This is a genomic window from Pseudoalteromonas luteoviolacea (assembly GCF_021654285.1).
GTDB lineage: Bacteria > Pseudomonadota > Gammaproteobacteria > Enterobacterales > Alteromonadaceae > Pseudoalteromonas > Pseudoalteromonas luteoviolacea_J.
Genome location: NZ_JAKFZS010000052.1, coordinates 1 through 23,578, shown reverse-complemented (window position 1 = coordinate 23,578; position 23,578 = coordinate 1). Strand labels below are relative to the sequence as shown.

15 protein-coding genes are annotated in these 23,578 nt (G+C 38.8%); 8 read left to right on the top strand and 7 right to left on the bottom strand.

What is annotated here, in order from left to right; all coding sequences use genetic code 11:
• Positions 1–358: 358 nt before the first annotated feature.
• Positions 359–2,959, bottom strand: a complete 2,601-nt coding sequence (locus tag L1077_RS26150; RefSeq protein ID WP_237139702.1) for an ExeM/NucH family extracellular endonuclease — start codon at positions 2,957–2,959, stop codon at positions 359–361.
• Positions 2,960–3,480: 521 nt separating this feature from the next.
• Here L1077_RS26150 and L1077_RS26145 point away from each other — a divergent pair.
• Positions 3,481–4,467 carry a hypothetical protein gene (locus tag L1077_RS26145; RefSeq protein ID WP_237139701.1) on the top strand — a complete coding sequence of 329 codons (987 nt, stop codon included), beginning with the start codon at positions 3,481–3,483 and terminating at the stop codon, positions 4,465–4,467.
• 61 nt (positions 4,468–4,528) lie between these two features.
• On the opposite strand, the gene L1077_RS26140 is transcribed toward L1077_RS26145, so the two are convergent.
• The 6 genes from L1077_RS26140 to L1077_RS26115 all read right to left on the bottom strand — a co-directional run bounded on the left by L1077_RS26140 (position 4,529) and on the right by L1077_RS26115 (position 13,324).
• Positions 4,529–5,185, bottom strand: coding sequence for a DUF1826 domain-containing protein (locus L1077_RS26140; protein WP_237139700.1), 657 nt, complete (start codon positions 5,183–5,185; stop codon positions 4,529–4,531).
• A 177-nt stretch (positions 5,186–5,362) separates the two neighbouring features.
• A complete protein-coding gene (locus L1077_RS26135) occupies positions 5,363–7,351 on the bottom strand; it encodes a methyl-accepting chemotaxis protein (protein WP_237139699.1) in 1,989 nt (662 codons plus the stop codon).
• 552 nt (positions 7,352–7,903) lie between these two features.
• On the bottom strand, positions 7,904–9,256 hold the full coding sequence (locus tag L1077_RS26130) for a DUF1501 domain-containing protein (RefSeq protein ID WP_237139698.1): 1,353 nt from the start codon (positions 9,254–9,256) through the stop codon (positions 7,904–7,906).
• A 13-nt stretch (positions 9,257–9,269) separates the two neighbouring features.
• Positions 9,270–11,168 (bottom strand): DUF1800 domain-containing protein, encoded by a 1,899-nt coding sequence (locus tag L1077_RS26125; RefSeq protein WP_237139697.1) that lies wholly within the window; start codon positions 11,166–11,168, stop codon positions 9,270–9,272.
• 106 nt (positions 11,169–11,274) lie between these two features.
• Positions 11,275–12,657: a sensor histidine kinase gene (locus L1077_RS26120; RefSeq protein WP_237139696.1), complete on the bottom strand. Its 1,383-nt coding sequence runs from the start codon at positions 12,655–12,657 to the stop codon at positions 11,275–11,277.
• Positions 12,650–13,324, bottom strand: a complete 675-nt coding sequence (locus L1077_RS26115; RefSeq protein ID WP_237139695.1) for a response regulator transcription factor — start codon at positions 13,322–13,324, stop codon at positions 12,650–12,652. Before L1077_RS26115 ends, L1077_RS26120 begins: the two co-directional genes overlap by 8 nt.
• A gap of 657 nt (positions 13,325–13,981) precedes the next feature.
• Between L1077_RS26115 and L1077_RS26110 the strand changes: the two genes are divergently transcribed.
• The 7 genes from L1077_RS26110 (at position 13,982) to L1077_RS26080 (ending at position 22,974) form a co-directional block, all read left to right on the top strand.
• The gene (locus L1077_RS26110; RefSeq protein WP_237139694.1) at positions 13,982–14,353 is read left to right on the top strand and encodes a hypothetical protein; all 372 of its coding nucleotides are present in this window, start codon (positions 13,982–13,984) and stop codon (positions 14,351–14,353) included.
• A 318-nt stretch (positions 14,354–14,671) separates the two neighbouring features.
• Positions 14,672–17,170, top strand: a complete 2,499-nt coding sequence (locus L1077_RS26105) for a GH92 family glycosyl hydrolase (protein WP_237139693.1) — start codon at positions 14,672–14,674, stop codon at positions 17,168–17,170.
• A 209-nt stretch (positions 17,171–17,379) separates the two neighbouring features.
• Positions 17,380–20,016 (top strand): ATP-binding protein, encoded by a 2,637-nt coding sequence (locus L1077_RS26100; RefSeq protein ID WP_237139692.1) that lies wholly within the window; start codon positions 17,380–17,382, stop codon positions 20,014–20,016.
• Positions 20,000–20,353 carry an Hpt domain-containing protein gene (locus L1077_RS26095; protein WP_237139691.1) on the top strand — a complete coding sequence of 118 codons (354 nt, stop codon included), beginning with the start codon at positions 20,000–20,002 and terminating at the stop codon, positions 20,351–20,353. The genes L1077_RS26100 and L1077_RS26095 overlap by 17 nt, the downstream gene beginning before the upstream one ends.
• The gene (locus tag L1077_RS26090; RefSeq protein WP_237139690.1) at positions 20,343–21,530 is read left to right on the top strand and encodes a response regulator; all 1,188 of its coding nucleotides are present in this window, start codon (positions 20,343–20,345) and stop codon (positions 21,528–21,530) included. Before L1077_RS26095 ends, L1077_RS26090 begins: the two co-directional genes overlap by 11 nt.
• 484 nt (positions 21,531–22,014) lie before the next feature.
• The gene (locus L1077_RS26085; RefSeq protein ID WP_211037473.1) at positions 22,015–22,173 is read left to right on the top strand and encodes a hypothetical protein; all 159 of its coding nucleotides are present in this window, start codon (positions 22,015–22,017) and stop codon (positions 22,171–22,173) included.
• Between the two features lie 552 nt (positions 22,174–22,725).
• Positions 22,726–22,974 carry a hypothetical protein gene (locus tag L1077_RS26080; protein WP_237139689.1) on the top strand — a complete coding sequence of 83 codons (249 nt, stop codon included), beginning with the start codon at positions 22,726–22,728 and terminating at the stop codon, positions 22,972–22,974.
• Positions 22,975–23,578: the final 604 nt, after the last annotated feature.

Sequence of the window (23,578 nt, the reverse complement as noted above, 5' to 3'; positions counted from 1 at the left end):
GGCCCCATTACTGCCTCACGTAAACTCAATTAATTAAACAATTTAAAATTTTAAAAAAAATAGACTGAGCAAGCTTAAATCAACATCTAAATTCATTTATGCCCCTATCAGGTCAAACTTCATTCACTTGTTGTTTTCATAATTTTAAGCTACTACAAACTAATCACTAATAGGATTCTGAGTGCATATCAGGATTAGACCTCAGTAATGCGCAAGTTAGTTAAATCGCGGGGAACTCTTGAAAATGAAATGGTAACAATAGCCCTCTATTGAACGGTGATAATTTAGAGGGCTATCAGGTTTATTTGATGAGATACAAGTTTATCGTTGAATAACTTTACTTATAGCATTTAGAAATTTAGTTACGAACAATTTTATAATTCAACGTTACATTGCGATAAGGCAAAAAGCCCCTTAAGCCTATATGCCAAATACCTGCTTCTACATCATTAATAATACATTTCTCGTTACTACCCCATAGGTATGGACGACAATCAAACTTGTGAAACCTTGGCTTACGTTTATGTCTTAGGTATAAATCTGCTTCTCCTTGACCTTCAATTGTTACCTCCAGATTGTTGTAACCCTCTGGTACTTCAATAGAAGTGCGCTGCCACCAAAACCAACCGTAAATGTTATCAATTGTGCCTTCAATAACAGGGTAAGGGTCTTGCGTTTGTATGTCGATAACAATTGGATCATGATCTGATGAACGGTAGGCATGTTCGGCGTATAAAGACTGTTGATGCTTGTCTGATTTGTATTCAGTATTGTAATCGAGCGCAACAGGTTCATCTGCATTAATATGCCAATCCGCCACACCAACTACTTTTTGCGTCATAGAATCGCTTGCAAAAGCATGGTCAAGACTACCCAAACGGCCCTTGAAAACATAAGAATAGCTTGTAGCATCACCATTAATCTCATTACGTAAATTAACGTAGCCATTAGTTATCATCTGACTAATTGGGTCTTCCATGTTATAAGCATTAAAATCACCTAATATAACCGTATCTTCATCCGCAACAGACGTAGGATTGCTAGATAGCCACGCATGAAGCTCGTTAACAGCCGTAACACGTGTTTGGTTCCAGCAGCCTTGACCATCATTTTGATCTTGATCTAGACCTTCCGCCTTACTACAGCTTCCTTTAGAACGTAAATGCGCTACAACAACGTTGAATACATCTGTCGTAGATATATCCTCAAAGCTTTGCACGACGGGCGGTCTATTACCATAGTCAAACGGAACTGCGTCTGTAAATGCTGGCGTACCGACTTGCTTCACCTTGTTGGTACGGTAAATAATCCCTGACATGATGGCATCAGTACCCACATTATCAGTACCAAAATCAACGTAACCATAAGTGTTGTTGCTATCAGCATTAGTTAACACGTTTGCTAACTCTGCAATGGCTGAATTCTCGCCAAAACCATCATTTTCCAATTCTAGTAAACCAATAACATCTGCATCTAGCTTAATAATGGCAGAGATAAGTTTGGCTTTTTGGCGCTCAAATTCTTCAACCGAGTCTGCGCCGCGTTCAGTTGGGAATCCGCCACCTAAACCATCGCCATTAAAAAAGTTCAGAACATTCATACTCGCCAGCCTCAAGTTTCCTTGCTTTTCGATTTGAGGCGCGTCTGTTCTAGAATTATATGAGATGAAGTTCGGTGTAACCGTAGGATGAATGCGGTATTGCGAGAATCCATAACCCATTACACCTTCAATATTTGATACCTTATCTCCAAGACGCAGCGTATTGTATGCATCCAATTCTGGTGAAGGGTAGGGGATCACCTCTGGATTTTGTTGTGATGACCCGTCATCAAGTGTAATTTCTTTCGTTATATTTAGGCGCTCGATTTCATTAGCCGCTTCACCAGGCAGTGCTACTTGAGTGCCTTGGAATAAACGCTCAGAACCGAGTTTAACTTCACCGTATCGCTTTAAGCCATATGTATCGTTTACAACGAGTTCATTTGTGATGTTTACAAACATGCCCTCATAGGCTTCAAGGCCTAACTCAGCTGGAATCGTGATATCTGTGCTAGTCACCGCATCAGTGCCACAAAAAACAAAGCCAGTAACGCTACTGATTTGAGTTTGGCCATATGACTCTCTGACTGTGCCTGCAAGTTTCAATACTTGACCTTCGACGATAGAAAGATATTGATGAGCAACAAATATACCTTCTGACGTAAGCGGGTTATCATCCTGATCCAACGTCTCTTCTTGGATGAAGAAGCCCTTCATTTGGTCATCACCTACTAAAGAGGCTGTAACGATACCTTGTATCTCAACTTGTTCACCTACTAATGGGCTTTGTGCACCTTCACCCTGTATCGTAGAGATCAATGTGTTGTCTACATCACATTCAAGCGCTGGTGGCTCAGTTGGATCAGTCGAGTTATGCAACCCGATATTAGAAAAATCATCTTTAGGAAGCGCTTCCCACTGAACAGAAGGAACAAACTCGTCATCTGCTACTACATCGCCAGTCGCTACTGATGCAAAGCGGATCAGTGTTTTATCTTTTGTTGAAACACCTTGATCACTCCAAGAAGAGCCAGGATCAAAGCCTATCTGCCCAATGCTATCAACAGCAACACCATTGTTAGTCAAAACAATCGCATCGTCGCCATTAAACCAGCTGCCATCTTTTTGTTGTTGTGCTTTTACACGTAGTTCTTCACTCGCCCTTGCATGCACTAAAACATGTGTTTGCTTACCTGCGAGCATTCCTTCCAATGAAATACTCGTACCTGCTGTTGTATTACCATTGAAATAAAACTGCAAACGATAGTTACTTAAATCGACTTCAGTCTCATTGTTGTTATAGATTTCTATCGCTTTGTTATAGCTGCTGCCTTCAACATATTCAGATATGAGCACTTCGGCATGAGCAGGTATTAAGAAGCATGCAATCGCAGAAGCAATTAGGGATTTTTTGAACATAGTTATTTCCGTTTACCGTGTTTTTTAATGAATTATTTAGTAATTAAGGATGCAACTTTATATGAAAAATATTTCAATTGTAATATTAATGTGATTTTTTAATGTAAAATTTGATTTTATTGAAGCTGTTACTAAGCAATTAATTCAACTTAGCGTTGAGTTTTAATGATGGCTAACAAATAATGTCAACCGGTACCTGAAAAGTTATTTACAAAAAATCTGTCAGAACATACCTATTCTATACAACTCTATCTAATCTAATATTTCAGAATCATGAATAAAATGATTTATGATACCTTATAACAATTATTACACCTCAGTTATCGATTAAATTTTGACCTAAAAAGCTTTCTTACGTTAATGTCTAATAGTCAAACAATTTGACTAACTTAAAAGCTGCTGCAGAAAAGCGGTATCGATTCAATATGGATACAGCTTAGAAACAAGCTTTGAATAACAACTAATAGTAAGTATTAGTTGTACAACAACATGTAAAGTAAATTTGATATAAGGACGATTAAATGAAAACTAATCAATTGATTAAATTAGCATTATTACCTCTGGGGTTAATGACTAGTCAGCACGTGTATTCACATGAGTTAGGAGGTAATAATTCTATTGGTGACACTGAAATTATCAAACGTCTTGATCTAAATATTGATTGTAATGAAGATCCAACTGCACTTAGTCAAGCGGTGGAAAAAGCCTATTTAGCCAAATCAGTTCAATTTACAGTTTCTGGTGTATGTAATGGCCCGATTAGCATAGTGCAAAGCCATTTCGAAATTCAAAATGACGAAGGGCGTACAGGGTCAATTCGAGTTCGGCATAATCAAGAATATACTCAAAAAAGCGCCGTCTTAGTGGAAGCTAGTGATTTTGTGCTCAAAAATATCAATATTGATGTACCAAATCATATGTCTGCCGTTGAGTTGAAAGCAAATAGTTTGGTAAAATTTGACCACGTTACCACGAATGCAAAATCTGCTGAAGATGCTGCATTTTTGCAATTTTCGGTTACAGACAACAGCACTGCATACTTTAAAAATATGTCTGGTAACTCTATTGGCGTATACGGCAGCTCATATGTTGAATTTAACAAGCACACAGATCAAATGAGGCTAGAAATCTACGATACGTCTGCAGGGCAGTCGACTGATAGCAATCACTTTAAATCTGTTCAAGTGGCGGGGAATGGCTATTTTTTAGCTGACAATAAAAGTAACATCAGTCAATTGATGATTTGGAGTAAAGGCGCAGCAGAGATAAATAACAAAAGTCGAGCCGGTGAAATCATGATGGGCGGCCAAAGCCACTTTGCAGCCTACAAAGAGTCAACGATAGCTGGGCCATATTCACTCTGGGGCAATGTGGTTTTTGAACTCGAGCATTCAAAAGCATACAACTGGAAAGCGGTAGATAAGCCACTGTCTATCATTATAGGGAACAATGCGAACGTAAATGGTAAATTGTATCCGGGTTGGAGCTGGACAGGCCAAGCAAAATAAATAGAAGTAACATTTGAAAGAAGAGGCTCTCTCTTCTTTCATTAAGTATTCTCAAATCAAGTTAGCTCAAATAATCAATATAAATACAAAGTTTTGATTCATTGGTATCAAAAGCAGGGGATGAACAAACTACCGCATTGTGTTCTTGATCTTGCCAGTTTTTCCCCTTAACAAGGGCTATATCACCATTGCAAAGTGTATTAACATCACACTCTCTGGGTTCCTTTATTGCTGGCGCAAGCTGATTTTTTTCTAAAGGATGATATTTCACATACTCTTTTTCAATCCACCTCTCTCCAGAGCCACCTAGTGTCGACATCATTTTTACAACACCGTTTTGAAAATGAAAAGCTGGGCTCAATGAATAAGTGCATGGCAATATCCGCAGACCAATCTCTTTCGGCTCAAATAGCTCTTGAAACATCAACAGCATTAACTCGATATGTTCAAAAAGTAAATCACCATGCGTTGTAGCAGAAAATAAACTCTTCACCCGTTCAAACAACTCGCTCTCAATTGCACCCTGATACTGAAAATAGTTATCTGATGCCTTTTTAACATAATGAATTGCAGCATTACTTTTAGCCCAGTTTGCAGGGCTGCAAAAACAAGTTAAAGCCGTATCTGGCTCATAAATTTTTGAAAGGATGCTCGCGGAGTCATCAATGAGGTATTTAGTGCTTGTGGCAGGGACACTTACTTCTGAATTAACGCTCATAAAACCATATTGTTATGTGATAATGTAGCAACACTATCATTTTACTTAACCCAATTAAAGTGTTTACATAAAATAATTGAGAATAAGAATTAATTTTATTAGTAGGGGGCTTAAGATAGAAAAGGCCTTTAACCAACTACATATCAAAAGCCTAAAATTTCAAAAGCGAATTGAGCGCTAGTCAATCTTAAAATTATCCATCGTTCTTTGCAGCGTATCACTGTTCAACTTCATGTCCTCAAAAAGTGCTTTAAGCGCAATGGATGTTTCAAGTTCATCGTTAGCCGCTTCTAATACAGCCGATGTATTGGTCGAAATATCTTGTGCAACTGTTGACTGTTGCTGCGCAGCAGTTGCAACTGATGTGGTAAGTTGTTCAACATTATTACTGTGTTCACTAACTTGCATAGAAACAAGGCGTGTTTCCTCAACTTCGCTCATTATCTCGCTAGCAAGTTGAGTATTCTCTTTGATGGCGTTAACAACACTTTGACTGATTTCGTTTAAATTACTAAGTAGCGAAGATATTTGCTCTGACGACTCCTTACTGTTATTAGCAAGTCCACGTACTTCGTCTGCAACAACCGCAAAACCTCTTCCATGCTCACCAGCTCTCGCAGCCTCAATTGCAGCATTAAGCGCCAGTAAATTTGTTTGATCTGCAACACTTCGAATTGAATCTAAAATAGTGTTGATCTCAGCAACTTGCTTTTCCATTTTCGCAGCCATCTCGTTAACCATATCCATATGTTCAGATAGGGCATTCATGGCGTCTAAGTTTCGTTGATTGTCCTCAAGTAGTTTTTGTGATTCGTTATTTAATTGATCGCTTGCAGCCAAGGTGTCTGAAGCAGAACGTGCAATCTCTTCACTAGTTGCGGCCATTTCTTCAATCGCAGCAGCAATACTCGATGCCATTGATTGTGTGCGCTGAGCATCTTCGTTCACATGGCTTGCTGCCTTGTCCATTTTCTCACCTAAGTCTGTACCGACATTAATTGACTTTGAGAGCCCTAATAGTAGATCTTTGAATGCATATACTGTGTTATGAATAGACTCGGATATTTGTCCAAGCTCGTCACTGGTTTTCAATCGCACATCCAGGGTCAAATCACCTTCATTAGCAACTTTTTCTAAGATGCCAGTTAAATGGTACAACTCATGCTTGAGTGATGTGACCAAATGCATGTTTATGACTGCAATCACGCTCATTGCTAGGATGAACGATACCGTAATAAACCAGCTTTGACTAACAAGGTCACTTTTGACAGCAGTGCTGTGATCGACCGTTTTAAGCCATTGTTTGTCTAGAATCTTTTTTACCGCAACAATTTGGTTGGTTGCTTTTGGAAACCAATCACTACTCGACATCAGTGTAGAAAAATCTGGATTATCTTCTTCAATTAAATAATTAATGACTCTATCAAGCTCTCTGGCGCTGGAGTCAGACATGGCCCTTTGATATTCCTCAAGCTGCGCACCTTCTAAAGACGTCTCTAATTGCTCCTTCAAAATAGCAAGTTGAGTCTGGTAATAGGTTAGTTCACCTCTTATTTGCGAATTGATCCGCTGTTTAGCAAGTACGCCATTCACTTTCCCTCTAAGTTGTCCTTTACGCTCTTTACTTTTGGCGAGTAAAAATCCGATGGACAGTTTAGATGCCAGATCTCTATTACTAATATAAGCTTGCATACGCGTTGCTGTATCAATGGCTATCTGATTTAAATGGCTATAATACTTAAATGCATTTTTGCTATTTTGGTTGTCAACTTCACGCCTGATTGAAGGCTTTTCATTCAATTCTTTAAATAGAAAAGGGAGCCATTTTTTAACTTTTTCGTCATCCCTAAACTGCCCTGAGTATAAATCTCGCACGACTTTTTCTGCGTTGTCGGCTTTTGTACGTTGAGCTGACACAAGTCTTTTTTCGTCTGCGGTTGGATTACCCAAGTAACCTGCTGACAAACCACGCTCGACCGCATGATGGTGAGCAATCTTTTCTATAGCATCTAATAGTTTGATGTATTCAATATCTTGCGTTGTAGAGGTGTAATCATGCCAATACTGAGTTGCCACTTTTGCAAGTAAGATAAAAATAAAAAGAATCAGGGCGAGAGAGCTAATAACGGTCAGTTGTAAAATGGATAAGCGTTTTAGCAAATTCATTTATTTCTCCAGGGCGTAAACCTAATGCCAATCACTAAAAGGTGGCCAATAATTGTTCCTTACCCTAAAAGATAGTCAAAAAATCGCTAACGATATAAGTTTCTTCGTGAAAATATTCGTAAAACGATTCAAACCATTAAATAAAGCAGTAATCTTAAATCACATGTGTCTAAATGAGAGTCTAGTTAACAAAATAAATATCCTTCAAAAAGGATATGTGTGAGTAAATACACATACTTTGAACACAAAAAATTTCGTTAAGACAACTAAAAAAGATAAAAACGCTGTACTAAATCAAAGTACTAAGTTCTTAATCGTTAACTATCTACTTATTATCCTTAACATTTTGTTTAGGTGGTTGCTTCTTAAGTTTTGATTTATACCGATTCCCGTATATAAAGCAAATACAGATAAGGAGTATGATTAAAATTAGATATAAGCTGCCGCTGTCGACTGTCATCATCTTCATAAACCAGTAATATTTTACTTAAGTATAGCTGCGTCGTTTAATAATCTTGTCCAAACGACGCATATACCTTTCTACAAATATTGTTACGCAAACAAAGCAGGGCTCGCACCAAAGTTGTTTAAGTTTGGAAAAACTTGCGCAAGTTCAGAATCTGAAATCCCTAACCATTGACCTAATGCCGCGCCATACTGATCAACAGACATTGTTGGGATCAATCGGCCACTGCCCGCATCCAACTCATGATTCAGCTCAGCGGGAGGAATATCACCAAATACGGTACCACCATTGATTGCACCGCCCATTACAAAGTGATGCGCACCCCAACCATGATCTGTGCCGTCTCCATTAATTGCTAAGGTGCGTCCAAAATCAGATGCTGTGAATAAGGTTACATTATTGCTCAGCCCCATACTTTCCATCGCACTATTAAATGCACCAAGGGCGCCATCTAATGCACTTTGCAATTTAGGTAAACTCTGCGCTTGACCTGAATGCGTATCAAAACCACCCATCGACACAACAAAAATCTGTCTATTTGTCCCTAACTGCTCTCGCACAGACAATGTCCTAGCAACAGACTCTAGCTGACGGCCTAACCCAGTTTTGGGAAACTCTCCAACACTTGTTGTTTGAGATGAAATAGCTTGGTTAAACATTTTGTTTGCTTCAAAAGACTGACCAATTTTCGAAGCGAGGTCTTGTTCGAGTAAATTATTGGTTTGGTGACCTAGTGCGCTAAAGTGTGCGTCAACCGCGTCATTGCCTTCAAAGAACTCCAAAGCTTGTATTGTCGCAGCTTTGCCATCTGTTACATGATACGGAGTTGTATTCGTTCCAGTCAGTAGAAGCTCTCCACCAGCAGTGGTGACTGCAGAAAATGTATTAGATTTGGCACTCCCTTGGTTTATAAGCGCATCATAAAATTTTCCTGCCCAACCATACTGCGCACCTTCAGCTTTGCCAGACATCCACGTACTTTGCTGATCGTTGTGAGAAAACAATCGCGAAGGCAGATTGGCTGTCTCGTTCCGAATGCTGGTGGCATTCACGTTTTCTAGCAAAGGACCAACGTTGCCGACAACGGATAATTTGCCTTGCTGATAAAGCCCAGCAATCGACGGCATTTCTGGAGGCAAAGCAAATTGTCGAGAGCCAAACCTGCTTGGCGTGTTAATCGGTAGTAAAGCGCTTATTTCGCGTTTAGTGGCATACTGATTCAAAAGTGACTGCCTGATACTCGCCCACTTGTTATAACTTTGTGCGTCATAGGGGATAATGGTGTCGTGGTTGTCCATCCCGCCAAATAAAAACACACAAACCAATGCACGATATTCATTTGAGTCGACTTGAGTATTTGCCAATACTTGACCCATATTCATGATGGAAGAGGCAACAACACTTGCACTTGCTGTTTTAATAAAGTTTCGTCTGTTCATCGTTATTAGCCCTCTATTTTTGAACAAGATAATCAGGAGATGACATGACCATTAAAATGGACAAATGTACTCGATCTAGAAAGCCATCTTCTTCATCCTCTCCTATCGAGCCGATCACTTGCCGAATATTTTGTTGTGTTTGATCACTTAACTGATTCGCACATAGCAGAAGATTGAGTTGTTCGATGAGCGCAGTCGGATCATTTGCCACACTCAGTAGTGGTTCATAATTAGGTTTAAAACTTAATAATGCTTGTTCTAAATTAAGATCGGTACCTATTTCATCAAACTCTTCTTTAAGCTCTTCTAGGTCAGCTTCCTGTTGTTGAGCGGTAATAAAATACGTCATGAAGTTAATGTATCCCGGTATAGAGCTAGCATTGCTAATCTGATGCTCTGGCGAAACTAAGTCATTTGCAGCAGTGACACTGCCTGGTGCTTTATATCCAGGACGAAAAAAATTAAAGACACTAGGGGAGCGATAGGGGTGCTGAGCAAGGTCTGCGGTGGCGCTGGTGTCCCACAATTGCGGCACAAACTCCGGGGTAATATTCGTTAGTTCAAATGCCCGAGCCCACTGCGTAAATCTAAGAATAGGTTCACGAATTTTTCCACCTGTTTGTAGGTTAGGCACTCTTGCTTCTTGATCAAAAAGAATCGCAGCGAATGTCGCGCTAAGATCTCCACGTTGGTTTGCACCAACTTCGCGACCATCTGGCAAAGTAAAATTACCTGACTCAAACGCCGTCACGACACGCTGGACGTAATCAGGACTCGGATTAGATGTGATCAATCTTTGTATGAGCTGTTTAGTAACAAATGGTGCTAAATTTTGGTGATTAAAGATATGGTCTAGTGCCTGAGAGATTGATGTCGATGCATCTGTACCGGCTGCTATTGTATGCCCCAAAAATGATTTTTCTTTTTCAGAATGTGAATCTGCAAATACTGCCATTGGCACACTAAACCGTTTACCTAAAAATTCCTCAGGATCATCCTCATTTAAATTTAGACCAGTGAAAACACGCGCTAAACCAGTAATATCTGAATTATCATAAAGTTCAATCGTATTGCCATTTGAATCTAGTTGTTCACTGCCGTCTTTATTTAACGCAACAACACCTAATGTAAATAGCTGAAGTAGCTCTCGAGCATAGTTTTCATCAGGCATTCTTCCCGTTTCGTCATTACCTTTCTGACTCCCCATATAAGTCAAATAGTGACCCATTGCAGGAGAATAAGTTACGTGTTCTAATAACGTTCGATAATTTCCAAACGCATTATTAATAAGAATGTCTTGGTAGGCAGCAACTGCTTCTGGGACATCAGTTAAGACTTCACCACCGCCATTTGAAACAACTAAGATTTCAGATAACGCAAAGGCAGCACGCTGTCTTAGCTGATCAGGTGCAGCTATACTATTTCTCCAAAATGCAAAACTCGTTTGTTCAATGTAAAACAGATTAAAATCATCTTCAGGATCACTGGGGGCTTGCGCTTCAACACTTGGTAAAATCAAACTTGGTGTCACTTTGAGCTGGCTTAAATACCACTCTGAAGCGCTCTTGTTTTCCAATTCAGATAACAATGTAGGCGTAGCACCAAAAGTTGCTTGCTGCAAAAACCTCGAAACCTTCGATTGTGAAGAGAACGTTGTGTCCGTTAGCGTAGGGGTTTGATCAACATCACCATTGCCTGATGAATTGCCTAATGAATCAACATTATCATTTGGCTCTGCGACAACGTTGTTGTCATCATCGGGATTATTTGAGTTATTATTATTTACTTGGTTTGTTTGCTGGCTTTGATTGTTAGTAGTTGAGCTTTGTTCAGAACCACTTCCACCACAACCTGATAAGCAAATGATAATAAACGTAATTAATATCTCTTTTATTCTTATATATCGATTCATAACTTAGCCTATGTTCACTACATGATTAGACTAAGTTTAGAGTAAGTAGCAAATTTGTGTGTTACAACGCACATACATTTACCATACAAAATTGTATGGATCACAATTATGAGCTTGAAACCGGTATTTCTATATTAAAAACGGCACCAGTTTGATTTGGTAGCAAAGCCAATTTAGCATCATGTACATCACAAATCGCTTTAACGATACTCAGACCTAAGCCATTCCCCGGTTTAGACCTACTTACATCAGCGCGAAAAAAGCGCTCAAACACATGTGGTTGGTCATCTGAGTGAATGCCAGGCCCATCATCTCCAACTTGCAATAATGCACCACTCGTATGGCTTTGCAGTCTGATCCAAACATTCGCGTCTGCGCTACTATATTCAAGCGCATTTTCTAACAAATTACAGAGCAGTTGATTTAATAAATCAGTGTCGCCAAAGCAAATAACGTTATCAACAGTAGAGTGACTTAGCTTCCTGCCAGAATCTTCAAAAACTGGATCGTAACTAAGCGCTAGATCGTTAACCAGCTCTGATAAATTAAATAGCTCAAAGTTCTGTTTATGTTTACCTGATTCGATAGCACTAAGTCGAACAAGGTTATTAAATGTAGAAATGACAGCGTTAAGATCTTGGCTGGCTCTATTTATATGTAACTCAATCGCTTGGGTATCACCGTTATCCTGACGCATGCTTTGCAAACGATTTACAACTCTTGAGAGGGGGGTTTTCAAATCGTGAGCTATACCCGTGGACATCGTTTTAGTCGTGCCATGCAATGCGCTTATCTTGTCTAGCATTTCATTAGTGTAACTTGCAAGCTGCCTAAGCATTGCAGATTTAGATTCAACAGACAATCGTGATGAGTCCGGAGAGTTTGCAATAACATGCATTTGTTTTTTTATGTCTAGTAATGTTCGCTGGCTTCGAAAATTTGCAAAATAGCTAATTAAAAATGCCATAATGAATATTAAAAAAGAGCTTAACATGCCAACATTAATTAGCACATCTGATGCCAGTTCAGTCTCGTAACTCCTCGGCTGCGCTACCTTTAGCAGCAATGTACCCTCTAAGACTTTTGAATACGCTAAAACTTTAATTTCATGTCCATTATCAAAATCTAAATAACTCCATGTGGGTTTAGCTTCAAAGGGAATATCTACCTCACTACCTACCAAAAGCGTATTTCCTCGAGTAATAGAGAAAATGGCTTCATGATCAGATAACCTCTCAATACTCTGATTTTTGTTCCAAAAAGGTTTTGACTCTAAATCTAATTCCGTCAGCATACTTTGAAGACCATCATCGTCATAGAAAGATTGAACCTCTTCAATATAATCAACTAACTCATGTTGCTGTTCAGAAGAAAGGTTAGTCAGGTAAGATAATGAAACAATATAGAAAAGGGTAATAAAACCTGCTGAACTGGTAATACTAATAAGTAATGACCTTAAAAGTATTGTTCTCGAGAGTAAGTTATTCATCAGAGATAATGTATCCGCAGCCACGCACAGTTTTGATGAGTTCAAAACTAAACGGTTTATCAATTTTATTTCTTAGCCGACTTACATGAGTTTGAACCAAACTCGTTTTTGGATCAAAACTAAAACCCCAAACCTTTTCAAGTAACATTGTTTTAGTTACCAACTGACCAGGACTTTGCATGAGAAATTCAAGAATTTGATACTCTTTGGTATTTAACTCTATCTGTCGGCCTGCTCTTGTCACTCTTCGACTCGTTCTTTCTAACACCAAATCTCCCAGGCTCAATGATAGCTCAGTTTGTGAAATAGGTTTTCGTCTAGTTATGGCTTTAAGCCTTGCGTAGAGCTCTGAAAAATCAAATGGCTTTACCAAATAATCATCTGCACCTGCATTTAAGCCATTCACTCTGTCGACGGTCTCACCAAGCGCAGTAAGCATAAGTATCGGAGTAATAATACCGCTCGCTCTGAGCACTTTAACAGCATCTAGTCCGTCCATATTTGGCAGTAATCGATCGAATATGATTGCATCAAACTCTGTTGAGGATGCGACGAGCAAACCTTCTTGCGCAGTCGCAACATGTTTGACAAGCTCTCCGTGTTGCACCAATCCCTTTTCAATAAAAGCGGCAGTATCTAAATCATCTTCAACAAGCAGTATGTTCATTTATCTATCTTTTGATGCTTTTTACTAAGTTTAACGCATAGGCTTAGATTTCAGATATACAAATTTGTATGGTTTTGAGCTGTTATAGTGAACTTTAATGGCTTTGACTATCAGTATTAGGGAAAGAAACGATACAAAACGGCTTTTCTTTTCGAAATAATCGTCTGATAACAACTTAACAACGAACATGAAAACGCGAGATTAATAAAATAAGCTTCCAATTAATCAAAACGATCATGTCCCCTCGGGTAAGAAACGAAATTCATGTGGGAAAAGTGTACATCTTAAAACACAAAGAAGAACTTAACTTTGACCATCAAAACATCCACAGCTTTACATCAGCTAAAGACCAGAATCATAAATATAACCATATAAATCAGAATACTATATATAAAAAACCTGAATTTAAGTTGAAATTACAACCAACATATTTAGCCATTTTAAATTTCATAAGAATTACAAAAATCGATATAGCACAATAAATAGCAATAATTTGAAAAATATTAATCGGCGCCATTTATTAACACTTAAATATAACCTAAAAGTTACTTTTTCAAGGCTTTTAAGAATCAATATTGACCAGTTATTTTCCCTAACACTAGTATGAAAAAGCGCCGTTCAAGGCGTGCTATAAAATTAGTTAAAAGGAAATAAAAAATGAAAAAAACAATAAGGTCATTAACATTAATAGCGGGGGCCATGTTTGCAAGTTCAGCTTTTTCTGCAGAACTAGTTTGCGCTGTTTATTCCAAAAATGGGGGACCAATGTGGAAAACCGGCACTCCAAATTGTGAAGGCTATGACAGGACACATGGCTATACAACTAGAGGACGTTTTTACTTAAAAAATGTAACAAAACAGATCCATTCAGTTAAATGGTATGGTGTTGCTAAATGTAGTGGCGGCCAATCTTGTGATGTAACTGTATTTGCTTATGGTCCAAATAGAGCATGGGCACGTATTATGTATACTGATGGGACTTGGCAAGATACCAATGTTGCAAATGCACATTACGAAACGGGTCTATAAACTTAAACAATAATTAAGCACCCAACTCACACCCTTGTACCTAGGTATACACCTGGGTACAACCAAACATATCAATCAAAAAATTAAGATTTCACCTATCAAGACTTTAAAAAGTCAAAATAATAAAACTTACTTAACTAGTATGCGCATCTACCTATGTTACAAAGGGGCTAAAAAACAAGAGTCATGTAAATCATCGCTAAAAAAACGTAAACTAACGCATCGAAATTTTACATTACAATCAAAAGGTGGCATCTTCTTAAGAAATTCGTTTTTCATCATATTAAATTATTGGAACGTTCTAAATTAGAGTTCATCATGAATCATATTAAAAAAAGCAAGAATCATATCCTTTTACCACTCAGTTTAGCTGTGCTTACTGCATGTAGTTCGGGGAAAAATGAGTCTCAAATTTCAGTTGAAAAAGAAAAGAAAGCCAAATACGTCACTGATGTCGTAAATTATGTTAACCCATTAATAGGTACCAAAGGCCCGTATAATCACCGTCAAGCTGGTAACGTAACACCCGGTGCAGTGGTTCCCTTTGGTATGTTTAATTTTGGTCCAGAACATGCCTATACCGATGACTTAATGGCTGAGTCTGAAGGCATTTCGAAAAAAATACTTGAGGAAAAAAAGCGAGTACCGGTCTCACCAGGCGGGTATAACTATCAAGCAAGTCGCGTGAAAGGGTTTTCATTTACTCGATTATCAGGAACAGGGTGCCTAGGTGCATCAGGCGACATTCCTGTCATGCCATTCACAAAAGATATTACGTTTTCGCCTGCAACAGATCCAATCAACGCGTATTACAGCGCTGGATTTAGCCATGATGACGAGACCGCCATCCCTGGATATTACCAAGTCGGCCTTGATAACGGCGTTAATGTCAAATTAGCGGCAACGACTCGAACGGGCATTGCAAACTTTACTTTTGAGCAATCAGACAATGCAAAACTGTTGTTTAGAACCGCCTATTCGCAGCTTGGCAGCGGTGATGCTTATGCAAAAGTAGACGCCGAACGCGGTGAAATCACAGGTTATGTTACATCAGGTAATTTTTGCGGTTACCTTGGAGAGTATAATCAACGAGATTACTACACACTGCATTTTGTTGCGAAGCTTGATAAACCCATCACTGGCTCAGGTGCCTGGAAAGATAGTCAAGTTAAGCAAGGTGCTGATTCGTCGAAAGGCGGTATGGGCTATGGAGATAATGGCTGGCCAGACATTGGTAAAGGCTCTGGTGTATGGGTAGATCTTGGGATTAACAACGGTGATACAGTACAAATGCGCGTGGGGATCTCCTACGTTAGCTTGGACAATGCCAGAGAAAACCTAGCAAAAGAGCAGGGGAAACAGACATTTGCTCAACTAAAAGCCAACTCACAAACTGCCTGGGAAAATGAGCTGTCAAAAGTTAAAGTTGAGTCACAGGACACAAGTAAATTAAGAGTATTTTACACAGCGCTTTACCACAGCTTATTCCATCCAAATGTTTTTTCTGATGTAAACGGCGAGTACATGGGCTTTGACCAGAAGGTACATAGTATAAGTACCAACCAAACGGTACAATATGCGAACTTCTCTGGCTGGGACGTGTATCGCTCACAGCTTCAGCTTGTCACCTTACTAGACAAAACAAGAGGCAGCGATATAGCACAGTCACTATACAATCAGGCGAATCAATTTAATGGTATTTGGGATCGCTGGACACACAACGCCGGCCCAACTGGCGTCATGAGCGGTGACCCTTCAACAATTGCCATCGCAAATTTTGTTGCCTTCGGTGCCAAAGACTTTGATGTAAACGGTGCATACAATTCACTCAGAAAAGCGGCAATAATACCTACTGAGTTCGACTTGTCAGATGTAGGTTGCCCGGTATTCTGCCGTGGTCAAAAGCCGTCTTTGGATCAATGGCAGGAAATTGGTTACATTTCAGACCAGTCTAATAGCTGGGAGGGCGCTTCAGAAACACTAGAACAAGCATCGAGTTATTTTTCTTTGGCGCAATTGGCTAAACGCTTGGGTAAAGATGAAGACTCAAAACGATTTGTAGATGAAGCAGGTTATTGGAGAAACATTTATAATCCGAGCGCAACTGAAACATTGGGATATATTCAAGGTCGTAATCAAGACGGCAGCTGGAAAAGTGAATTTGATGCATTCTCAGGCCACTTATTCGTGGAAGGTAGTCCTGCTCAGTACTTATGGATGATACCACACGACGGTGCAGGGCTTGTTCAAATTCTCGGCGGTGAAACAGCCACGAGCCAGAGACTAGATGCACACTTCAAAAAGCCAGACGGATCTTGGGTACTTTATCGTGATTCAGCTGAATATGCCGATGTATCAAACCAACCTTCCATTTTGTCACCTTGGATGTACCTTCATACGGGCGATGCATATAAAACACAGCAAACTGTTCGCGAGACAATGAAGCAATTATGGCTTGATGCACCAGATGGGATCCCAGGGCAAGACGATTTGGGTCAAATGTCATCTTGGTACGTATTTAGTAGTTTAGGTATTTATCCAAAATACCCTGGACGTGCCGATTTAGTGCTATCAAGCCCGCAGTTTACATCTGCAAAAATTGGTAATTTAACCATTCGTGCGCCAGAAGCATCAAACGATAATATCTACATCAACTCGCTACGTGTGAATGGTAAACCTAGCTTAAATAGCTGGATTAACGAAGCATATATAAATAAGTCTGTCACATTAGACTTTACACTGAGCGACGTACCTAATAAAAGCTTTGGTCAGGCTATCGAGAATAGACCACCAAGTTACTCTCCTTCAAAAGGTTAATAACAACATAGTTCCCCTTCAGAGGCAGTAACTAGCTGCCTCTTTTCAACCATTCAAAAGTAAATCACTCTGATTAGCTACTTTTTACTGCTTCTATAATTAGCCGAAAAGGGCAAGTGTTACTATATAAGCTAACATAAATCTGTCATGTATTGGATTGCTGCTATATTTAAAATTAACAATGATAGCGTTTAAGCGGCAAGGACAGCATGGACAGTAACACTCCCCACATAATTACTGATCTCAACTTACACATTAGATTTGTCAGTCAAGCTGCAACTGAACTGTTAAACAAGAAGAAACTTACAGGCTTAGACCTTAAAGAAATATTCGAAATTGAAACCGTAACTGATGATCTGTCAATTGGCTCATATCAGTCTCATCGCATTATTTTGAACCGTTATAACTGTCAAGATGGCTATTGCTTTTTACTACAAGAGCAAAAAAACAATACCGAACATTTAGGCTTTTTAGTGGATGCAATCAGTAGTTCAAACATTGGGGTCTGGCACTACAACATCGAAACAAAAACGATATACCTTTCAGATATTTCAAAGCGAATACTGGGGATCTCCCCAAACATTAAACTTACTTGGCGAAAGTTATTATCACTTGTTCACTGTGATGATCGGGCATTATTTCCACTTTTCTTCGAAAACCATGTTCAATTTGGTGTGCCATTACAATTTGAGTTTAGGCTTAAGCTATCAGGTCAACAGTTTTGGTTTGGACTAAAAGGAAGTTGCATTCATAAGTCAAACGGGCAATGGATCAATGGCACATTACAAGACTGTACCGTTGAGAAAACAACTGTCATCGCTCTAAACGATGCAGATGAAAGCAAACAGCTTGCCATAGAAGCAGGAAAAATTGGCACCTGGCGAGCAACGAAATCAGGACATCAGTGGCTTTGGAAATGGGATATGTTGGCAAACACCATTTTCAAACTTTCTCCAGAGGACATTGGGGATTTAAATAAGTGGGTTGAATTGCTCCATCCAGAAGACAAGCCACGCGTTCAAGCCGCCCTAGAAGATAGCCTGCGGACGGGTGTTGAATTTAAACAACACTATCGAAGCATTCTCAAAAGCGGTGAAGTTATTTACGTCTTCGCCCAAGGCCGCGTAGGTAAAAACTATAAAGGAGAATATTGTCGTATAGACGGCGTTTGTGTCGACCAAACTGAGATTCACACAACACAATTAGCGCTTAAAAAATTGAATTCAGAGCTAGAGACCAGAGTAAATGATAGAACAGCCGAGTTACATAATACGCTCCAAAAAGCTGAGCAAGCAAATCGAATAAAATCTGAATTTTTATCCATGATAAGTCATGAGTTACGAACTCCACTCAATGGCATTATTGGTGCTTTAGATTTGCTCTCTCACTGCCCTCTCTCTAGTGAGCCTAAAGACTTAGTCGAAACAGCGTCGACTTCTGCAAACCACTTAATTACCATTTTGAATGACTTACTCGATTTAAATAAAATTGAAGCCGGCAAACTTGAGCTTGAAACCGTCAAATTTAATTTGTCTTCTGTTATCTCAAACCTAGTTAACACATTCAGTGCAACAGCCAAAGAAAAAGGCATTGAACTTAGTATTTTTGAATCGCCTGCTGACTCTCTCATTTTAAAAGGAGATGAAAGTCGATTTTTGCAAATTTTACTCAATATTTTGAGTAACGCTGTTAAGTTCACACACTGCGACTCAGTCCCAATCAAGAAAATTAATGTTGAGACGCATATCAACAAACTTAATATCTACCAAAGCGAAATCAGTGTAAGTGTGTCTGATACTGGTGTTGGCATGAGCAGTGATACAATTCAGAAACTATTTACGCCATTTACACAAGCGGAGAAATCAACCACGAGAAAGTTTGGAGGAACAGGCTTAGGCCTATCAATTTGTGGCAAACTTATCGATCTAATGGGTGGAAAAATTTGTGTCGAAAGCAAGCTTGGTGTTGGCAGTAAATTTACGGTAACTGCCCCTTTTTGGCTTGAACTAACAGAGAATAATATCGAAGATAAAAGTCCACTCAATTGCTATATAATTGGTAAACTATCAGATAAAAACCAGCATATACTCACATTGCTGCAATCAGCCTTTCACACCAACATAATAAATCTAGAAAACAACCACATGTCTAGTGCAGACGTATCACATAACGTAGTACTTACAAACGATTTAGACATGTTTTTAGAGCATATCGAGACGCTTTGTGCAATCAACAAGGTTATTGTCTATTCTGACAGTTCACTGGTTGAGCTAATTGCGTTATCAGCACCATTTTTAGCAGTATTTGCCAACCAGCCTATCACGCTCAGACTCTTAGAAAAACAAATTAATGCCCAGCAGCAAGACCAACTTCTGATTGAAGACTTTTCCTTAGATTTTGATACTGATGACTCTATCGAAGCCTCTATAATTGAGGAAGATAATCCGTCGGCAGCAGAATACGACATACATGACATTCTCTTAGTAGAGGACAACCCATTCAATCAAAAGCTAATAAAGAGCCAACTAGCTAAATTGGGTCTATCTTGTGATGTTGCCAACAACGGCGCTGAAGGGTTCAACTTTTGGCATAGTGGTACATATAGGCTCATCTTAACTGACTGTCATATGCCTAAAGTTGACGGGTATGAAATGACTAAACAGATAAGAACTGAAGAAGCAAAAACAGATCAGCCGCCAGTCCCAATAATCGCAGTAACTGGGGCTGTGATGCAGGGAGAAAGGGACTTATGCACCTCGATAGGTATGAATGACTTTTTATGTAAACCCATCAGGCTAAACGACATAAAATCTATTATGGAGCGTTGGTATGAACACTCAACTTAATGAATTAAAAACACTAAATAAAAATACCATTATTGAATTGGTTGGCAATGAACCAGCTAAGATCACCAAGTTCCACGTCGAGTTTTTAAAGCAAGCGTCTGTCGTACTAAAGGGCATAGTTAAATCTTTTAACATCAGCGACTTTAAAGAGTTAAAAAGCCAAGCGCATTACCTTAAAACGTCAGCACGAGCAGTTGGCGCAGAACGTTGCGCGTATTTTCTCGAAACCATTGAAAACTATAGTTTAGATCAGAACAAGCCTGCGATTAAACAAGTCATTATCAAATTAAATGGCGAGTTTGGGGAAATTAAAAAGGAGCTGAGCCATGGCAAGTAACAACCGGATAGCTAAACGACACCCATCGGTTTTACTTTTGGCCCACAGAGAAGACGATGTACAGGGGGTAGCTGAACTCATTGCAGAGCAAACCGATGATTTTAGATGCTTAATAGTCAGAAAAACTGCTTTAGATGATATACAACAGCTAGCACCGAAAGTTCTTTTATTTGCACTATCTGACGTCAAAAAAAGTATCTGCTTATATAATTTGTTAATTAAAGAAAATAGACTGATTAAGAACCACTATAGTGTTTTGCTTTGCAGCAATAAAGAATCAGGAGTTGCTTTTAAATGCTGTTTAAAAAACCTATTTGATAGCTATTTTGTGTACCAACCACTATATGAAAAATTTAGATTACAACTGATTGTCTACGATGGACTCAAGCAATTTGCAAATACAGATACATATATTGAGTCATTAGACGCTATTGTTCAGAATCAAAACGAAGAGTTAAACGACCTGATAGAAACTGGCTTAGGTTATAAAACATCTCTTGTGGATGAAATTAATAAACATAAAGAAGAGGTCAATTCCATCAACCAAAATATACTGGCACAACTACCTGACAGTATGCATAAACAACTAATGTCAGAGCTTAATGAGTCACATATTCAGCCACTTTTAAATGCCCTAGAGTCTTCAATATCAGAAAAACTCATGGGCTTGGTTGACGGACTTAAACAGTCGCAAAACTTGAACTCACAACTGATAAGTCAATTGCAACAACCCTTGCAGTCAAGACAGTCTATCCAAAATGAAGTGACAACAAGTAATAACTTTCTAAACAACGGATCAAGCCCTCAACACTCAATTTTACTAGTCGAGGACAATCACATATATCGAGAAATGATAAGTGACGTTTTGAGTAATGTAGGCTACGAAATTGAACAAGTGGATGATGGGCTAGCAGCGATAAAAAAAATCAAACTTACACAATATGATTTGATAGTTATGGACTTATTTTTACCAAATTTAGACGGACTAAATACCACCAAACATATTAGAAATGTCGGAAAGAATATAAAAACACCAGTTATCGCGCTAACAGGCAATAAAAACAAACAACTAGTGAAGAAGTGGGCTGAACATGGGTTGGATGGCTACATTTTAAAGCCGTCAACCAAGCAAGAAATTTTAGCTGTTGTGAATAAGGCCATCGGACATCAGCTTTAGAATAGATCATGCGCTCTAAAGACTAGTAGATTTTGAAAATATAAATCATTGAAGGCTTTTAATACGATGAACTTTGCTCCGCAGAGCCAATGGATAGCCTTTTATTCTTCAATGTCCTGACGTCCGCTACCTTACGATTAGGTAGCTCGTCAACCAAAAGCGATCTCCTAAAGCCTAGTAAATAAAATGCTTACTTTTTCCAAGTGAAATTTACCATTGATGGGCAAAATTTAAAAAAATTTTTATAAAAATAATCAGCGCCCTAAAAGAAATAAAATATAAAATAAGATTTAAAATCAAAGTATTAAAAAAACAATTTCAACCTAGTACTTTTAAACGTATTCTTTGCGATTGAGTTTTATTCATTTATCTTCTTGTAATAAGTTACAAAGCAATGCTATTAATATTAATAGGCTTGCAACAAGCTTTATCAATGTAAGCTGTATATATGGCTAAACAACTATTTTAGATAAGGAAATAGACAATGAAACTTGCAATTAAAAAGCAACAACTAAAGCAGTTAAGTAAAGATAAAAACCTAGACGCAAACGCAACACCAAATGTTGCTGGTGCAGGTTACACGCTTCGTTGCCCACCGCGTGAATCTGAGACAGGCAATAGATACTGGGCTTGCCAGTGCTAAAACATATTTAGCGTCTAAGGGAGACACTACGTCTCCCATATGAATGTCACACCATTTAAAATCACTAATGACTTAACTTTTTTCAACCTACCTTCAATCCATAGCTAACTATTTTGGTCAAATTATTACTTTACTGTAAATATCGTCCGATAGGACCAGAAAAGCCATAGTTGTATGACCATAAAGTCAATTTGTCATGACCAGCTTTATCAGCACATACGACCAGGTTAGAAACATTAGTATAACAAGTTTAGATGAGGTTATAAGGTTGTTCGATGGCTGGTTGTTCGAAATTTATTTAGGTGCTCTATTACTATTTTTAGTTCTGGAGAGTTGCCTCTATTACTGCGATCGAAAAGAGTCATCTCAATCTCTATCTGATGGATTTTTCAGTATTACGTCTGATGAAGTCTATAAATAGGCCAGACTCTTCCATCGTTGAGTTGATAATGCCAATCTCTCAGGCTCGATTAACCATAATATTGAAACTGACGCTTAAAAATGCAGCGACATTAGGGGACAACGTTAACTTTGAAGGGAAAGGTGCATATCATGGATTTGGCTATCAAATCCTTATATGATGACCCGAGTCTTTTGCACGAAGGTGTACTGCAAGTGGCCGACCATGCATCTGCAAACACAAGTGTGCATAGCATACGACACATGACTGGTAGAATGGTGACAGGAATTGTACTTGCACCTCCTCGAATTCTTGCTGGCGTGGGCGATGTACCCTACGGAATTGAACAAGGACGAACAAGTGTACAACAGCTTTTGAGTGATGATGCTTATGGTAATTAGAGTATGGTATTACTGGGTGATAATTGGTGTATCTAGGGTTGTTTTTAGGTATTCTTTCTAGCTTCTGCAGAAACGGTGCTGTTATTTATATTTCAATTATCTGTTGGATAGTATTAATGCTAGGCTACCCAAGGAATAAAGCCTACTGGAGAGTCTCTATTTTCTGGGTCTGTACTGGTTTATCTCCATCCGTATGGGGCACTTTTCTATTGGTGACGTAAGAAACGAATAGAATAAACATGACATATATAGACACTCCCTTTAAGTCATGTAGAGTAAGTCTATCGGGGCAGTTTTTATTGCCTCGTTATCGTTATTTTATTCCCTACTAGACGCATTTTGATGATTAACCACGTGCAATAAAGTGTTGCTTTGAATATATCCGGGCTTAACTGTTATTCAGCGTCCCTTATGAGCTACGAGTCTACACATCCTAAATTTAAAAAACCTAATCGGTTTAAATACCGTGCCTTTATTTAGATTAATGCATGATCAAAAAGCTTTATCATGGAGCAATGTTACCCGAATTCAACATGCATTGAGCAATTTTGAGTGGTTTGTTTCTGCTTTGAAAGATGCTGAGGTGCAGTTATGTTATAAATAC

Excerpts from the sequence above, each read along its gene's own strand:
- L1077_RS26095 (WP_237139691.1), top strand. The coding sequence starts at position 20,000 with ATGAACACTCAACTTAATGAATTAAAAACACTAAATAAAAATACCATT.
- L1077_RS26120 (WP_237139696.1), bottom strand. The coding sequence starts at position 12,657 with ATGAATAACTTACTCTCGAGAACAATACTTTTAAGGTCATTACTTATT.
- L1077_RS26110 (WP_237139694.1), top strand. The coding sequence starts at position 13,982 with ATGAAAAAAACAATAAGGTCATTAACATTAATAGCGGGGGCCATGTTT.
- L1077_RS26140 (WP_237139700.1), bottom strand. The coding sequence starts at position 5,185 with ATGAGCGTTAATTCAGAAGTAAGTGTCCCTGCCACAAGCACTAAATAC.
- L1077_RS26080 (WP_237139689.1), top strand. The coding sequence starts at position 22,726 with ATGGATTTGGCTATCAAATCCTTATATGATGACCCGAGTCTTTTGCAC.
- L1077_RS26130 (WP_237139698.1), bottom strand. The coding sequence starts at position 9,256 with ATGAACAGACGAAACTTTATTAAAACAGCAAGTGCAAGTGTTGTTGCC.
- L1077_RS26105 (WP_237139693.1), top strand. The coding sequence starts at position 14,672 with ATGAATCATATTAAAAAAAGCAAGAATCATATCCTTTTACCACTCAGT.
- L1077_RS26090 (WP_237139690.1), top strand. The coding sequence starts at position 20,343 with ATGGCAAGTAACAACCGGATAGCTAAACGACACCCATCGGTTTTACTT.
- L1077_RS26135 (WP_237139699.1), bottom strand. The coding sequence starts at position 7,351 with ATGAATTTGCTAAAACGCTTATCCATTTTACAACTGACCGTTATTAGC.
- L1077_RS26145 (WP_237139701.1), top strand. The coding sequence starts at position 3,481 with ATGAAAACTAATCAATTGATTAAATTAGCATTATTACCTCTGGGGTTA.
- L1077_RS26085 (WP_211037473.1), top strand. The coding sequence starts at position 22,015 with ATGAAACTTGCAATTAAAAAGCAACAACTAAAGCAGTTAAGTAAAGAT.
- L1077_RS26115 (WP_237139695.1), bottom strand. The coding sequence starts at position 13,324 with ATGAACATACTGCTTGTTGAAGATGATTTAGATACTGCCGCTTTTATT.
- L1077_RS26125 (WP_237139697.1), bottom strand. The coding sequence starts at position 11,168 with ATGAATCGATATATAAGAATAAAAGAGATATTAATTACGTTTATTATC.
- L1077_RS26100 (WP_237139692.1), top strand. The coding sequence starts at position 17,380 with ATGGACAGTAACACTCCCCACATAATTACTGATCTCAACTTACACATT.
- L1077_RS26150 (WP_237139702.1), bottom strand. The coding sequence starts at position 2,959 with ATGTTCAAAAAATCCCTAATTGCTTCTGCGATTGCATGCTTCTTAATA.